Below are 15,090 nucleotides of genomic sequence, written 5' to 3'. Positions count from 1 at the left end.
ACCTCGGCCGGACAGGTGACGTTCTCCGGCCACGACGACGTCATGGCGTACGGATCGACACCGTGCATGAGCCCATCCTGCCCGCTCGCCGCCGGCCCGGGCGAAGCGCGCGGTTCCGCGTCCGGGGTGCGCGGCTCCTCATCGGTCAGTACGGTGCTGTTCTGGTGTTCGGGCAGGCGGCGGGAGGCGGCATGGCCGGCAACAAGGCGGGGAAGCTGCCGCGCAAGACGTACGAGAAGGAACTGCTGTGCCTTCAGACGGAGTTGGCAAAACTGCAGGAGTGGGTGCGTACCGAGGGCGCCCGTCTGGTCGTCGTCTTCGAGGGGCGGGACGCGGCGGGCAAGGGCGGCACCATCAAGCGGGTCACCGAGCACCTGAACCCACGCGTGGCGCGCATCGCGGCCCTGCCCAAGCCGACCGAGCGCGAGCGCACCCAGTGGTACTTCCAGCGGTACATCGGGCATCTGCCCGCGGCCGGGGAGATCGTGCTGTTCGACCGCAGTTGGTACAACCGGGCCGGGGTCGAGCATGTCATGGGCTTCTGCAGCAAGGAGGAGTACCAGCTCTTCCTGCGCCAGTGCCCCCTCTTCGAGCGGATGCTGGTGGAGGACGGGATCCTGCTGCGCAAGTACTGGTTCTCGGTGAGCGACGAGGAGCAGCAGGACCGCTTCCGGCGCCGTCTGGAGGATCCGCTGCGGCGCTGGAAGCTGTCCCCGATGGACATGGAGTCGATCACCCGCTGGGAGGAGTACTCCCGGGCCAAGGACGAGATGATGGTGCACACCGACATCACCGAGGCGCCCTGGTATGTCGTCGAGAGCGACGACAAGCGCCGGGCCCGGCTGAACATGATCGCCCATCTGCTGGGCTCCGTGCCGTACCAGGACGTGCTCCTGCCGGTCCCGGACCTGCCGGAGCGGCCGGAGTCGACCGGCTACCAGCGGCCGCCGCGCGATCTGCAGAACTACGTCCCGGACCACGCGGCCGGCCTCTGAGCCGGACGCGCCGACCGCTCGCCCCCGTCACCCCTCACCGGACCGCACGACGGCGACCGGGCAGTGCGCGTGCTGGAGCACGGCCTGGCTGACCGAGCCAAGGAGCAGCCCGGCGAACCCGCCGCGTCCGCGTGCCCCGACCACGACGAACCCGGCCTCGGCGCTCGCCTCGATGAGGGTGTGGCGGATCCGGCCGCGCACCAGCCTGCGGTCCACGGCGACGTCGGGGTACGTGTCGCGCAGCCCGCCCAGCGCCTCGGCGAGCACGCGCTCCTCCTCGTCGCGCAGCCGGTCCTCGTCGTACGTCACGAAGGGCGGGTCGGCGGGAGCGTCGTAGGCGCGCTCGGTCCGGGTGCTCCAGGCGTGCAGCGCCACCAGGTCCGTGCCGTGCAGGGAGGCCAGGGCGAAGGCGAACTCGACGGCTCCCCGGCCCGCGGGCGAGCCGTCGACGGCGAGGAGGACGGGCCCCTCGGCGTTCGGCCTGCCGCGCACCACCAGCACCGGGCAGGCGGCGTGGGCGGCCAGATGACCCGCGGTGGAGCCGAGCAGCAGGGCACGGAAGCGGCTGTGGCCCCGGCTCCCGACCACGGCCAGGGACGCGGTGCGCGACTCGATCTCCAGCACCGTCACCGGTTCGCCGACGACGACTTCCCGCACGATGTCGACGCCGGGCGCCGTCTCGTGAGCGCGCCGCTCGGCCTTGGTGAGCGTGCCGTCGATCAGCTCGCGCAGCCCGGCGCCGCTCGGCTCCCACGGCCGCCCGCCGGCCGGTATGTGCGCGCCCGGCCAGCCGAAGGCGTGCACCAGCCGCAGCCCCACGCCCCGCAGCCCGGCCTCGCGCGCCGCGACCTCCACGGCCGCCATGCTCGACGGCGAGCCGTCCACCCCTACGAAAACCGGGCCGTACATCGCGCTCCCCTTTCCGTGCAGGAACCGCGGGTTCCGCGCAGGATCCGCTGTCCTTCCAGCCTCTCCCCGTCGGCCGCGTCCCGCACAGGGCCGCGTCACTCCGGAAGGACCAGTCGTCCCGTCTCCCCCGGCGGCAGGGTGACCTCGCGGCCCGGCAGCCGTACGTCGATCGGTGAGACGTCGTGCGACGGCACCGCGATCTCCAGCAGGCCGCGTTCCAGGTGCAGCCGTACGCCCCAGTTGCCCTGGTAGCGCAGGGCGAAGCCGTACGAGGACAGCTCGGGCAGCGGCACGGGGTCGAGCCACAGGGCGCCGCCCCGGGTCTCCAGGCCGGTCAGCCCGCGCTGGACGAGGTCGAGGGTGCCGGCCATCGCACCGAGGTGGATGCCCTCGCCGGTGGTGCCGCCCTGGACGTCGGCGATGTCGCCCAGGAGAGCCTCCTGGCAGAACTTCCACGCCTCGGTGCGTCGGCACCGGGCCAGCACCCAGCCGTGGACCAGGCCGCTGAGGGTGGAGCCGTGGCTGGTCCGGTGGATGTAGTAGTCGAGGGTGCGCCGCCAAATGTCCTCGTCCAGAGGCACCCCCAACCGGCGGAACAGGCCCTGCAGTTCGGCCGGTGCGAAGAGGTAGCCGAGCATCAGGACGTCGGCCTGTTTGGAGGCCTTGTAGCGGTTGACGGTGTCGCCCTCCGCCTCCAGGATCCGGTCCAGCCGCCGGATGTCGCCGTACTTGCCGCGGTAGCCGTGCCAGTCGAGCTCGGCGAGGTCGCCGTAGCCCGCGAACTGGCTGATGACGTCGTCGTGGAAGGGGACGTGGAGGGTGTGCGAGACGTCCTCCCACAGTTCGAGCTCCCCCCGGTCCAGGCCGGTGCGTTCGACGAGTTCGCGCCGGCGGGGCTCGGGCAGGGTGTCCAGCAGTTCCATGGTGCGGGTGAGCACCCAGGCGGCCATGACGTTGGTGTACGCGTTGTCGTCGAGGCCGGGCACGTCGGCACCCGGGTAGGACTCGTGGTATTCGTCGGGGCCGACGACGCCCTTGATGCGGTGGCGGCCCAGGCTGTCGTCGTAGACCGCCATGTCCGCCCAGAAGCGGGCGATCTGCAACAGCATCTCGGCGCCTTTGGTGTGCAGGAACTCCATGTCGCCACTCGCCTCGCAGTACTGCCACACGTTGTACGCGATCGCCGAGCCGACATGGTGCTGGAGCCGCGAGTGGTCGGGCAGCCAGCGTCCGGAGCGCGGGTTGAGATGCAGCTGCTGGGTCTCCTCACGTCCGTCGCTGCCGCTCTGCCAGGGGTACATCGCACCCCGGTGACCGGCTTGCACGGCACTGGTGCAGGCCTGTTCGAGGCGGCGGTGGCGGTAGCGGAGCAGGGCGCGGGAGACCTCGGGGAAGTGCAGGTTGAGGAAGGGCAGGACGAACAGCTCGTCCCAGAAGACGTGGCCGCGGTAGGCCTCGCCGTGCAGTCCCCGGGCGGGCACGCCGACGTCGAGGTCGGCGGTGTGCGGGGAGAGGGTCTGCAGGACGTGGAAGAGGTGCAGCCGCAGGATGCGGCCCGACTCGCCGGGGACGTCGAGTTCGGCGCGGCGCCAGAGCTGACCCCAGGCGGTGCGGTGCGACTGGGCCAGGGAGTCGAAGCCGGGGGCGCGTCCCACGCGGTCGACGGCGGCGTGCAGCGGGTCGCTGATGGCGGGGTCGTGGGAGGTGTGCAGGGCGACCGTCTTGTCGACGGTGACGGTGTGGCCGGGGGCCATGTGGAGCGTCAATCGCTGGAGGGCGTACGGCCGTTCGTGACGGTTCGTGACGGGCGCGTCGGCGGTCAGGCGGGCCGCGATGCCGATCCGGATGTCGGAGGTGCGGGTACGGCAGCGCAGCCAGACCGTGTCCGGGGCGGCGGTGCCGGTGTGGATGTGGGTCAGGTGACGGCCGTCGAGGTCCCGGTAGCGCGGCACACCGGAGTTGGTGACCGAACCGTCCAGGGCAGCCTCCACCTCCAGCGGGCCGGAGAATCCCTCGGCCGTGAACTCGGTGCGCAGAGCGGCCAGATGGGGGTCGGCCATATGGACGATACGCTGCTGACGCACCGTCAGCACCCGGTCGTCGCCGAGGTCGTACCGCGTCCGGCGCTCCAGCACCCCCACGGACAGGTGGAGCAGTTGCCGGTGGTCGAGCACGGTCGCGGTGTCGGGGACGATCCAGTGCCCGCCGGGGAGCCGGAAGCGCAGGGGCAGCCAGTTGGGGACGTTGACCATGTCCTCGTTCCCCACACGGCGTCCCGCAACATTGGAAGTGAGCCGGTTGTAGATGCCGGCCACATATGTTCCCGGATAGTGGACCTCGTCGGCGGCGCACTCGGGAAGCGCGCCCCGCGTGGCGAAGTAGCCGTTGCCGAGCGTGCACAGCGACTCCCGAAGGCGTTCGTCGGCCGGCTTGTAGCCTTCGTACTCCCAGCTCCAGCCCGCTGCCTCGGCCCCCGAGCTCCAGTCGGTCACTTCGGCGCTCCTCCCGCGCAGAGTTCTCCGAGGTCGTGGACGACGATGTCGGCGCCGTGCCGCAGCAGCCGGGCCCCGGTGTCCGCACCGGCGGCCCGGTCCACGCCCACCACCAGGGCGAATCCACCGCGCCGGCCCGCTTCCACGCCCGCCAGCGCGTCCTCGACGACGGCGGCCCGGTCGGCGGGGACGCCGAGCCGGCGGACCGCCTCCAGGAACAGGTCGGGCTCCGGCTTGCCCGCCAGGCCCAGCCGGGCCGCCTCGCCGCCGTCCACGAGGACGTCGAACAGATCGAGCACCCCTGCCCGGCTCAGCAACTCGCCGGCGTGCCGGGACGCGGAGGCCGCGGCACAGGGCACTGCCGCCGCACGCAGCGCCTTCACCAGCCGTACGGTCCCCGGGTAGGCCTCCACGCCCTGCTCGCGCAGCCTCTGTGTGAAGAGGCGCTCCTTGTCCGCGGCGACGGACCGCACCGTCTGGGCCGACGCCTCGATGCCGCGCGCGGCGAGGAAGGCCTCGGCTCCGTCGAGGCGGGACCTGCCGTCGACGTGCCGCAGGTAGTCGTCCTGCTCGTCGAAGGGGCGTCGCCGGTCGGGGTCCTCGGGCGGGTGGGCGCGCAGGAAACCGTCGAAGGCCGCCTTCCAGGCCGCGGCGTGCACCTTGGCCGAGTCGGTGATCACCCCGTCGGTGTCGAAGACGACGGCGCGTACGTCACGCAGGACATCCCGGGGATGCCCGTGTGGGCCGGTGTCAGGGAACGCGAACCGCACGGCCTGCTCACCTCCATTCGACTCCACTCCACTCGACTCCACTCCACTCGTCTCCACTGGACGGCCCTCCCGCGCCCGGTGTGATCCGCTCATGGGTACCCGCCAGACCCGACCTGTCACCCCCGGATCCGGCTCCTCGGGTACCCGGAGCGGCGGCCCTGGCGCATTCGCCGCGCGCATGGTGTGCTGGAGGTGACGGGAAGGACCCGGAACGACGCGGGGAAGCGGATGACGGCCGCGCACCGCGTAATCAGGATCCGCGAGAAGTGGATAGGGCCCTTCCCGCCCTGCTGTCCCCGTACGCCGAGGGCCGTCGAGGGTGTCAGTCGCCCCGGTACAGCGCCGTGACCAGCTCGATCACCGCCTGCGCGGCGGGGGGCTGGTCGTCGCGCCACCAGGCCAGCCGTACGGCGATCGGTTCGGCGTCCCGTACCGGCCGGTAGACGATGCCGGGGCGCGGGTACTGGTGGGCGGTGGCCTCGGCGGTCACGCCGATGCGGCGGCCGGTGGAGATCACCGTGAGCCAGTCGTCGACGTCATGCGTCTCCTCGGTCGCCGGACGGGCGTCGGGCGGCCACAGGTCGGTGGTCGTGGTGCCGGTGCGGCGGTCGACGAGGAGGGTACGACCGCTGAGGTCGGCCAGCCGGACCGCGCGACGCCGGGCCAGCGGGTCGTCGGCGGCCAGGGCGCACAGCCGCCGCTCCAGCCCGACGATCGCGGAGTCGAACCGCCGGTCGTCCACCGGTCGGCGTACGACGGACAGATCGCAGGCGCCCTCCGCGAGACCGGCGGTGGCGGAGTTGACGCGCACGAGGTGCAGATCGGTCCCGGGGTGCGCGGCGGCCCAGCGGCGCTGGAAGGCCGGGGTGTGCCGGCCGAGCGCCGCCCAGGCGTAGCCCATCCGCAGCCGGTCGTGCCCGGAGCCGGCCTCCCGGACCAGGTCGTCCACCTCGCCGAGCACCCGCCGGGCGTGCGCCAGGACACGCAGCCCGGTCCCCGTGGGGCTCACCTCACGCGAGGTCCGCCTCAACAGCCTTACCCCCAGGGCCCGTTCGAGCGAGGCCAGCGAGCGGGAGACGGCTGCCTGGGAGACGCCGAGGGCGAGGGCGGCGTCGGTGAAGCTACCCTCGTCGACGATCGCGACGAGACAGCGCAGCTGCCTCAGCTCCACATCCTTGACTCGAGCATCCATGACTCAAGCGTATAGATGCCGACGATGACGCATTTTGCGCAAAGACCGGACGGCCGGACGATCGGCTCATGCGCACCCGACCCGCACCCGCACCCGCGCCGGTCCAGGCGATCCCGGCCACCCAGGTGGCCCCGGCAGCCCCGGTGGCCCCGGCAGCCCCGGTGGCTCCGGTGGCCCCGGCAGCCCCGGTGGCTCCGGTGGCCCCGGCAGCCCCGGTGGCTCCGCTCGACGGGACCCCCGAGCACACCGGCGGCCGTCTCGCAGGCGTGGCCACGATGATCGGCAGCGGTCTGTCCAACCAGACCGGCGCCGCGATCGGTTCCCTCGCCTTCCCCGTCCTCGGTGCCGTCGGCGTCGTCGCCGTACGCCAGTACGTCGCCGCCCTGGTGCTGCTGGCCGTCGGCAGGCCGAGGCTGCGTTCGTTCACCCGGCGCCAGTGGTGGCCGGTGATCCTGCTGGCCCTGGTGTTCGGCACCATGAACCTCTCGCTGTACTCCGCGATCGACCGCGTCGGCCTGGGTCTGGCGGTGACCTTGGAGTTCCTCGGCCCGCTCACCCTCGCCCTGGCCGCCTCGCGCCGCCGTACGGACGTCTGCTGCGGGGTGATCGCCGCGGCCGGCGTCGTCATCCTGATGCGCCCGCAGCCCTCGACCGACTACCTCGGGATGGCCCTGGGCCTGCTGGCCGCCGGCTGCTGGGCGTCGTACATCCTGCTCAACCGCACAGTGGGCCGACGCGTCCCCGGAGCCCAGGGCGCCGCCGCAGCGGCCGGCCTGTCCGCCGTGATGTTCCTGCCGATCGGCATCATCGTCGCCGTACGGAATCCGCCGACCGCCGGAGCCGTCGCCTGCGCGGTCGCGGCCGGTGTCCTCTCCTCGGCCGTGCCCTACCTCGCGGACCTGTTCACCCTGCGCCACGTGCCGCCGCGGGCCTTCGGCCTGTTCATGAGCGTCAACCCGGTCCTCGCGGCCGTGGTCGGCTGGGTCGGTCTGGGCCAGGGTCTGGGCGGGCCGGAGTGGGCGGGCATCGGCGCCATCGTCGCCGCCAACTCGTTGAGCATCCTGACGTCGCGGAACTGACACGCGGTCAGTGAGCCAGGGCGGCCGGCAGGAAAAAGGCTTGCCGACACGCAGATCCCCGGCCTACGGTGCTGCGCATGGGTTCTCTGTGACAGTCCCCGCGCGACCGCGTTGAGCTCCGCTCCGCCGTCGCGCGTTCTCATCCGTGCTTGCGCTCCTCCCGTGCTGCCGCCCGTCCGGCGTGCAGCGGAGTGATGCGGTGTGCACGGATGCGTCCATCCGCCCGTTCCTATCGGTTCGGCCGAGAACTGGGGACTCTTCCATGTTCACCGCACAGCTATCTCTTCAGAACGTCACCCGCCGCTACGACGACCACGTCGTGCTGGACGACGTGACCTTCACCGTCAGGCCGGGCGAGAAGGCCGGCGTCATCGGCGACAACGGAGCGGGGAAGTCCACCCTGCTACGGCTGATCGCCGGTCAGGACCGGCCCGACAACGGCGAACTGACCGTGATCGCGCCCGGCGGCGTCGGCCATCTCGCCCAGTCGCTCGCCCTTCCACCCGAGGCGAGCGTCCAGGACGCGGTGGACGTGGCCCTTGCCGATCTACGCGATCTGGAGGTGCGGATGCGCCGCGCCGAGGCCGCGCTCGAGGGCCTGGCGGAAGCGGCGCTCACCACCGCCCTTGACGCCTACGCCCAGCTGGTCGCCCAGTACGAGGCACGCGCCGGTTACGAGGCCGACGCCCGGGTGGACATCGCCCTGCACGGGCTCGGGCTGCCCGGCCTGGCACGGGACAGAACCCTGGGCACCTTGTCGGGCGGTGAGCGGTCGCGGCTGGCGCTGGCCGCGACCCTGGCCTCCCAGCCGGAGCTGTTGCTGCTGGACGAGCCGACCAACGATCTGGACGATCAGGCGGTGGGCTGGCTGGAGGCCCACCTGCGGGCACATCGCGGCACCGTGCTCGCGGTCACCCACGACCGGGTGTTCCTGGAACGGGTCACCACCACGATCCTGGAGGTCGGCGAGGGCAAGGTGGCCCGGTACGGCGACGGCTACGACGGCTACCTCGCCGCCAAGGCCGCCGAGCGGCGGCGCCGTCTGCGGGAGTACGAGGACTGGTGCGCGGAGCTGGCCCGCAACCAGAAGCTGGCCGCCACGAACGCGGCACGGCTGGCGGCGATCCCGCGCAAGCTGTCGCTCGCCGGGTTCGGCCACGGCGGCTTCCGTGCCCGCAGCCGCGGCCACGGGGCGATGGGCCGCATCCGCAACGCGAAGGAGCGTGTCGAACGGCTGACGGACCATCCCGTCGCGCCTCCGCCCGAACCTCTGGTGTTCGCCGCCCGTATGACGACAGCCGACGGCCGGACGTCGCAGACCGCGGCGGAGCTCACCGGCGTCCGTGTCGGAGACCGGCTGCACGTGCCGTCACTGCGGATCGGCGGCGAGGAGCGGCTGTTGATCACCGGGCCCAACGGGGCGGGCAAGACGACGCTGGTGCGGGTGCTGGCGGGTGAGCTGCGGCCCGACGAGGGGACGGTACGCACGCGGGGCCGAGTGGGGCACCTGAGGCAGGAGGAAACTCCGTGGCCGCCGCGCCTCACCGTCCCGCAGGCGTTCGCATACGGCCGTGGAGGCGACCTGGACGAGCACACCGACCACCTCCTCTCGCTCGGCCTGTTCAGCCCCTCCGACCTGCGCCTGAAAGTGGACGAACTGTCCTACGGGCAGCGGCGCCGGATCGAGCTGGCCCGCCTGGTGAGCGAACCCGTCGACCTGCTGCTGCTCGACGAGCCCACCAACCATCTCTCCCCGGCCCTGGTCGAGGAACTGGAAGGAGCCCTGGCCGGCTACCGGGGCGCGGTGGTCGTCGTCACCCACGACCGCCGCATGCGCACCCGCTTCACCGGCACGCATCTGGAACTGAACGCCGGCCAGGTGGCACAGGTTCAGGAGGCCGCAGCGAGCTGAGCCCCGCAGGGCCCGACGCCAGGCGGGACAGCGCACTCAGGCTGTCCCGCCGACGGCGCGGTAGCGACGGCCGTTGCAGCCGCTACGGCTTACGCGCCACACCGCCGAAGTCGTCGACCTCGGCGGGGGCTTGCTCACCGACCTCGCTGGGGCGCCACCGGGAGACGGAGACCACGCCGGGCTCCAGCAGCTCCAGGCCCTCGAAGAACCGGGCGAGTTCCTCCGGGCTGCGGTTGACGCGGGGGTTGTCGCTCGCCTCGTTCCACTGCTCGATCATCTCGCTCATCTGCCGCGGGTTGATCACCTCGGTGTCGTCGCAGAGCACGAGGTGGCTGCCGGAGGGCAGAGCGTCCATGAGGCGGCCGACGATGTCGTAGCCGGTGTCGTCGGTGATGTGGGCGGTGATGCCCAGCAGGATCAGCGCGACCGGCTGCGCGAAGTCCAGCGTCTTGGCGGCCTGTTCCAGGATGGCCTCGGGGTCGCGCAGGTCGGCGTCGATGTAGTCCGTGGCCCCTTCGGGCGTGCTGGTGAGCAGGGCCTCGGCGTGGGCCAGGACGACCGGGTCGTGATCGACGTAGACGATCCGGGTTTCGGGGACCAGTCTCTGGGCGACCTCGTGCGTGTTGTTCGCGGTGGGCAGGCCGGTACCCACGTCGAGGAACTGACGTATGCCTGCCTCACGGACGAGGTACTCCACCGTCCTGACGAGGAACGCCCGCTGTGCCAGGGCGATGTCGAGGATCGCCGGGTTGGCGCCGGCTATCTGGTCGCCGACCTGCCGGTCGATCTCGTAGCAGTCCTTGCCGCCGAGCCAGTAGTTCCAGATCCGGGCGGAGTGCGGCACGCCGCTGTCGATGAGCGGACGTTCAATTGACATGGGGGCTCCCCGAGTTGAGCGGACGTCACTGCATAACCTAGACGGGGGAGGGTGCTCGTCGGGGAGTCGGAGGGCTCTGGTGCGTGCGTATCGGCGGGTGCCGGAGCGTACTGGATCTCGTTCCGCGGGTCAGCGGCGCGCCGCCGGTCGCACCGGCCGGGTCCGGGCGGACGGCTCGTGTTCTTGACCGACTGCGACGTGCAGAACCAGCCGGCGTTCTTGATGAGGTTCCGGCTGCCCGTGGCGCTGTCGTCGACCCACGCGACGAGCCGCCCGCTCGGCAGTTGCGCCGACTTCGAGCAGACCCCGTGGTTGCCCCGCTCGGCAGTGCGCCGACTGCGGGTAGACCGCGCGGTTGCCCCGCCGGCCGGACCGCGACCTTGCCGATGGCCCGGCGCCGGCTCGTGCAGCCGGCTCAGCGGGCCGGAGTACCGGTTGGGTCTTTCCCATGGCAGACAACACGGTCTGCCTGTTCGAGACAGGGCGGAGTGCCGATCGACTCAAGCCGAGCGTCGTCTCCGCCGCAGCGTTCCACTTGGCACGTCGACAGGCCCGCCGTCGGCATCTTCAACCTCCCAGCGCTTCGCGCTCGGATCGGAATCAACGTCACGCGGCTTCGACAGGACCGTTTCCTCGACGAGGCACGAGAGACCGCTGCCCGGTCCCACCCAGGCGCGAGCCTTACTGACGCCGCTGGCCAAGGACACAGAACTCGTTACCTTCGGGGTCTGCCAACACAACCCACGATTGATCACCCTGGCCAATATCAACACGCTGTGCGCCATGAGCCACCAGACGGGCCACCTCGGCGTCCTGGTCATCTGGCCTGAAGTCGAGATGCAGCCGGCTCTTGGCCTTCTTGCCCTCGTCGAGCCGGACGAAGTCCAACCCCGGCAGGCGATCCGGCGCCGGGCGGATCTCGAACTCCTCGTCAGAGGAATGGACCACAACCCAACCAAGGGCCTCGGCCCACCACTGCCCCAAGGCCACCGGATCGACTGAGTGAACGATTACCTGTTCCCATTCCAAGGTCATCCGCCGAGCTTAGACCTGCCAGACCTTCGAACAACAGGCGCACCGAACCGGTGCGGTGGCGGGCGCCCGCTTGGGTGCCAGTACGGGCAGACACAGGCTGAGGCCGGCCGGCCGGGTTGGTCCGCCGCGCGCACCCGTGCGCCGTCTGCTCCTCCAGGCGGACCGGGAGGAAGTCGGCGGCCAGATGGCAGCCACCTCTGAGGCGGTCAGTGGATCCGGCGGCCGGGCATTTCACGAACCGGCAGGGGCCACGGCGACGAAGCCGTGCCGCGCAGCACGCCGACCGACGCCGACCCGCTGCGTGCCCAGTTGGAGCGTCCGCGCGCCGACGGCCACGCGGTGGGACGCCGTCGGCGACGGCGCCGTCTCCATGCCGGACGGCGGAGCCGCCCCGGCCCGTAGCGACGGTCCGGCTTTCGGACCGGAACACGTCACCGTCCTGGAGCGGACGGCGATGGCCCTGACCTCGCGCGGCTCATCCATTCCACACCTTGGGAGCACGCAGCCCACCGAAGTGTCCCGCGCGACCTGGCCGAACAGCACCACCACTCCCCCGAGGACGCCCGCGCCCGCTTCTGCGCGCTGGCTCTGCCCACCGAGGGCTGCCGGTTCCTCGCGATCCTCCTGGACCTCCGCACGGCGGACGAGGGGCCGGTGCTGGAGGACCGCCTGTCCCATGAACTCCGCGGGACAGGGGCGCAGGCACTCGTCGGCGAGCTGACCCCCGGCCGGCTCGGCATCCTGCTGGCCCTGCGCGCGTCCCGGCCCTGGCGACTGATCGTCGAGCAACTGAGCGTCTTGGCACGGGACTTGGCCCCGCAGGCGGTCGTCAGCGTCGGTCCCGAGGTCACCGATCTCTCCGACACGCCCGTTCCTTCGGCGAGGCGGCCCGGGTCGCCACCGCCACCCCACCCGGCCAGCCTCTCCCCCCGGACCGTTCCTTCCACGAGCTGCACGACATCGGCCTGCGCCGCCTGCGGTACGCGCCGCGAGGACACCCGCATCCAGGACTACACGGAACGACGGCTCGTCCGGCTCATCGACCACGACACACGGCACGCCACCGACCTGCTGACGGCCCTGCGCCACTACCTCGACGCGGCCGGCCGTGAAGACGCGTGGACGTACACGCGAAGTGCTGCGCGAGATCCTGCTCCGCGTCGCGGCGGAGCGCCACAATGCGATGCCGCATACGACCTGATGCTGTGACCGGAAACGATCACCGGGTTGTGCTGGTCGGGCCTGTGCCGGTTGGAGGTGGCGACACGTCCGATCGAGGCGGGGAGGTGGGATGGCACAGCCAGTTCGGGTGCACGGGCTCACCGAGCAGGAGGGGCGGAAGCTGCAGCGGATCGTGCGCCGGGGCAGCACGAGCACGGTGCGCTACCGGCGGGCTGCACTGCTGCTGTGCCGGCCCGCCGTGGAGTCACCTTCCAGCACACCAAGACCTGGACTGGCGCATGCGCCGCCGGGCCGCGCACAACAAGGCCGCGGTCGACGGCCACGCGGACGCCGCTTTGTTTCACGCCGAGAATGCGTCCTGGGCGAACCCGGTCGAGGCGCATTTCGGGCCGCTGCGGCAGTTCACCCTCGCCGACTCAAATCATCCCAACCATGCAGTACAGACACGGGAGTTGCACCGCTGCCTGCGCTGGCGCAACCACAACGCCCGTCACCCCGACGTCCTGGCCGCTCAACGCCAGGAACGCGCACTGGTCCGCAGCGAGAAGGGCATCCGCTGGGCCGGACGACCCCTCGCCGCCTCAGTGTGATCACTCAGCCGGGTGATCCCGGGCACCTGATCAGCGGTAAAGAGGCCAGTGCACGGTGTGGCCGTGACGAAGTACCGTGAAGTGCCCGTAGTTTGCGTGCGTGGTCGGTACCTCGCTTCCTCCGCAGGCGTTTGCCCGCCCTGCAGCATCCGGCAATCCTCAGGCGTCAAGTGCGCGCTCCTGGTGGGCCGGTGGGCTCTGTGTGGCGGCCCTCTCGCTGGCTGCCTATACGGGGTTTCGGCTGCCGTCGCTCTGGTCCGCAACGCTTCAGACGACGTCGCTGGCCGACGGGTTCCACCGCCGCTTCCTCGTCGCCACCGTGCTCTATCCGCTCGCCGAGTGGGCAGGGAATGCCTACTGGTTCTATGCGGCGCTCTCGTTCGGCATCCTGGCGCTGCTGCTCGCCGTCATCGTCACCACTGTGGTGCGGGCCACGACGCCGGTCCGGCGATGGCTGCCGGTGGCGTTCCTCCTTCACCCGGCGGGTGGCTACCTGTTCCATGAGGTCGGCTACCTCGACCAGGTCCTGTTCCTTCTGCTGTTCGTCGCTCTGTGGCTCGGCTGCCGCGGCTGGTGGCGGACGGCGACGCTGGTGATGATGCTGGCGCCGATGGCCCATGAGATCAGTGCGCTGACCGTGATCCCGGTGTGGCTGCTGGCCGTATGGCGCTCGTCGCTGCCGACGCGCACCGCGTTCGCAGCAAGCATCCTGCCGGTGGCGGTGAACGCACTGCTGTTCGCCGTGCCGCCTGCGGTTCCAGGAGCGCGAGAACATCTGATCACGCGGATCGGTGAGGGTGGATGGAACTGGCGCGAAGACGCGCTCGCGCTCTTCTTCCGTACGCAGGCCCAGAGCTGGAGTGCTTACGACCCGTGGAACATCGCGCTGTATCTGGCTCCGCTCGTCCTTGCCGTCATCGTGGTGACGGCCGTCGTCGTCGGGCCCGGCCACGACGCGCGCGGCTGGGTGACACGCTCCCTGGCCGTGGGCGCGAGTGGCGCGCCGTTCCTGCTGTCTTTCGGCGGGTGGGATCAGCACCGGTGGGCGTTCTTGCTCTGCGTGAACCTCACCATCGTGGCGTGGGTGTGGTGCGACGGTCACGAGAACATGAAGCGTGCGGTGGTCGCACTCGGGCTGGGACTCATGCTGATCGCACATGCGCCACTGCACTATTTTGACGGGTTCACGTCCGTGCCGCTGACCGGTACCGCGGTCATGTCCTACGAGGAGGGGGCACACCCAGGCCCCCACGGTGGTCCGTTTGATGTGCCGCTTCGCTGGTAGCAAGGCATGGGGAGCTCGGCACATGGGCGGCGATGTCAATCGCCTCGAACGGCGGCCGGCCGTGAGCGGTCTTGGGTCCTGGGTCCACCGGTCGGCTACGCCGCCACGGGTGCGTAGGTGCGGACCCGGGCCGGACGCACGACACAGCAGCGACTAGCACGGGTCATCCCCCCTCAAGATGCAGATTCTTACCGGGAGATGAGCAACAGAGCCCCCCTTGCTATGGTGCGCCGATGTCATCGATCAAGCAGTTCCAAGTCACCTTCGACTGCGCAGAACCTGAGCGCGTCGCGCGCTTTTGGTGCGAGGTGTTGGGGTACGTCGTATCGCCACCGCGGGGGTTTGCCACTTGGGACCATTTCGATCGCTCGCGGCCGCCTGAGGATCGGGGTTCGTGGTTCGCATGCGGTGATCCCTCAGGTGCGGGCCCGCGACTGTTCTTTCAGCGCGTTCCCGAAGGCAAGGTCGTCAAGAATCGGGTGCATCTTGACGTGCGGGTCGGCACCGGGCTCGTGGGTGAAGAGCGCCTGGCCACGCTTGAGGCCGAATGCGCACGACTGGTCGCGCTCGGCGCGGTACGCGTGCGACTACTGGCTGACGACAACGATTCGTGCATCGTGATGCAGGACATCGAGGGCAACGAGTTCTGTCTCGACTGAACGTCCTCCGAGACGGCGAGGTGGGGAGCCGTCTCCCTTGGGCTCTCACAAGGTGGTCCCCTATAGAGCGGGAGTATCCAGTGAGGGCGAGGTGGTCGAGTCGGGCGATGCCA

At 70.9% G+C, this 15,090-nt stretch carries 11 protein-coding genes and 2 pseudogenes; 7 read left to right on the top strand and 6 right to left on the bottom strand.

All coding sequences use genetic code 11. The annotated features are described in order from the left end of the window. Nucleotides 1-191: 191 nt before the first annotated feature. Nucleotides 192-995, top strand: coding sequence for a polyphosphate kinase 2 (gene ppk2, locus QQM39_RS43675; protein WP_302003113.1), 804 nt, complete (start codon nucleotides 192-194; stop codon nucleotides 993-995). 27 nt (nucleotides 996-1,022) lie between these two features. Here the strand turns inward: ppk2 and QQM39_RS43670 are convergent, their stop codons facing one another. The 4 genes from QQM39_RS43670 to QQM39_RS43655 form a co-directional block, all read right to left on the bottom strand. After that, nucleotides 1,023-1,904, bottom strand: coding sequence for a universal stress protein (locus QQM39_RS43670; protein WP_302003112.1), 882 nt, complete (start codon nucleotides 1,902-1,904; stop codon nucleotides 1,023-1,025). A gap of 95 nt (nucleotides 1,905-1,999) precedes the next feature. After that, entirely contained in the window at nucleotides 2,000-4,396 is a 2,397-nt protein-coding gene (locus QQM39_RS43665; protein WP_302003111.1) for a glycoside hydrolase family 65 protein, read from the bottom strand. Continuing rightward, a complete protein-coding gene (locus tag QQM39_RS43660; protein WP_302003928.1) occupies nucleotides 4,393-5,115 on the bottom strand; it encodes an HAD family phosphatase in 723 nt (240 codons plus the stop codon). The genes QQM39_RS43665 and QQM39_RS43660 overlap by 4 nt, the downstream gene beginning before the upstream one ends. A gap of 373 nt (nucleotides 5,116-5,488) precedes the next feature. Further along, nucleotides 5,489-6,358, bottom strand: a complete 870-nt coding sequence (locus QQM39_RS43655; protein WP_302003110.1) for a LysR family transcriptional regulator — start codon at nucleotides 6,356-6,358, stop codon at nucleotides 5,489-5,491. A 68-nt stretch (nucleotides 6,359-6,426) separates the two neighbouring features. Between QQM39_RS43655 and QQM39_RS43650 the strand changes: the two genes are divergently transcribed. Together QQM39_RS43650 and QQM39_RS43645 are read left to right on the top strand one after the other, a co-directional pair. Further along, a complete protein-coding gene (locus QQM39_RS43650) occupies nucleotides 6,427-7,437 on the top strand; it encodes a DMT family transporter (RefSeq protein ID WP_302003109.1) in 1,011 nt (336 codons plus the stop codon). Between the two features lie 262 nt (nucleotides 7,438-7,699). Further along, entirely contained in the window at nucleotides 7,700-9,349 is a 1,650-nt protein-coding gene (locus QQM39_RS43645; protein ID WP_302003108.1) for a TlrC/CarA/OleB/SrmB family ABC-F type ribosomal protection protein, read from the top strand. Between the two features lie 82 nt (nucleotides 9,350-9,431). On the opposite strand, the gene QQM39_RS43640 is transcribed toward QQM39_RS43645, so the two are convergent. Beyond that, nucleotides 9,432-10,226, bottom strand: coding sequence for an SAM-dependent methyltransferase (locus QQM39_RS43640; RefSeq protein WP_302003107.1), 795 nt, complete (start codon nucleotides 10,224-10,226; stop codon nucleotides 9,432-9,434). A gap of 681 nt (nucleotides 10,227-10,907) precedes the next feature. Next, nucleotides 10,908-11,261 (bottom strand): VOC family protein, encoded by a 354-nt coding sequence (locus QQM39_RS43635; RefSeq protein ID WP_302003106.1) that lies wholly within the window; start codon nucleotides 11,259-11,261, stop codon nucleotides 10,908-10,910. A gap of 406 nt (nucleotides 11,262-11,667) precedes the next feature. Between QQM39_RS43635 and QQM39_RS43630 the strand changes: the two are divergent. The 4 genes and pseudogenes from QQM39_RS43630 to QQM39_RS43615 all read left to right on the top strand — a co-directional run. Then, nucleotides 11,668-12,374, top strand: a pseudogene (locus QQM39_RS43630) (PucR family transcriptional regulator); the annotation flags it as partial. A 314-nt stretch (nucleotides 12,375-12,688) separates the two neighbouring features. Then, nucleotides 12,689-13,033: pseudogene (locus tag QQM39_RS43625) on the top strand (IS630 family transposase); the annotation flags it as partial. A gap of 202 nt (nucleotides 13,034-13,235) precedes the next feature. After that, nucleotides 13,236-14,318: a hypothetical protein gene (locus QQM39_RS43620; RefSeq protein WP_302003105.1), complete on the top strand. Its 1,083-nt coding sequence runs from the start codon at nucleotides 13,236-13,238 to the stop codon at nucleotides 14,316-14,318. Between the two features lie 233 nt (nucleotides 14,319-14,551). Then, on the top strand, nucleotides 14,552-14,977 hold the full coding sequence (locus QQM39_RS43615) for a VOC family protein (protein WP_302003104.1): 426 nt from the start codon (nucleotides 14,552-14,554) through the stop codon (nucleotides 14,975-14,977). The last annotated feature ends 113 nt before the right edge of the window (nucleotides 14,978-15,090 follow it).

The organism is Streptomyces sp. DT2A-34, assembly GCF_030499515.1.
In the GTDB taxonomy this organism is placed as follows: domain Bacteria; phylum Actinomycetota; class Actinomycetes; order Streptomycetales; family Streptomycetaceae; genus Streptomyces.
The sequence above is the reverse complement of the archived record's forward strand: the minus strand, read 5'-3'. Positions and strand labels throughout refer to the sequence as shown.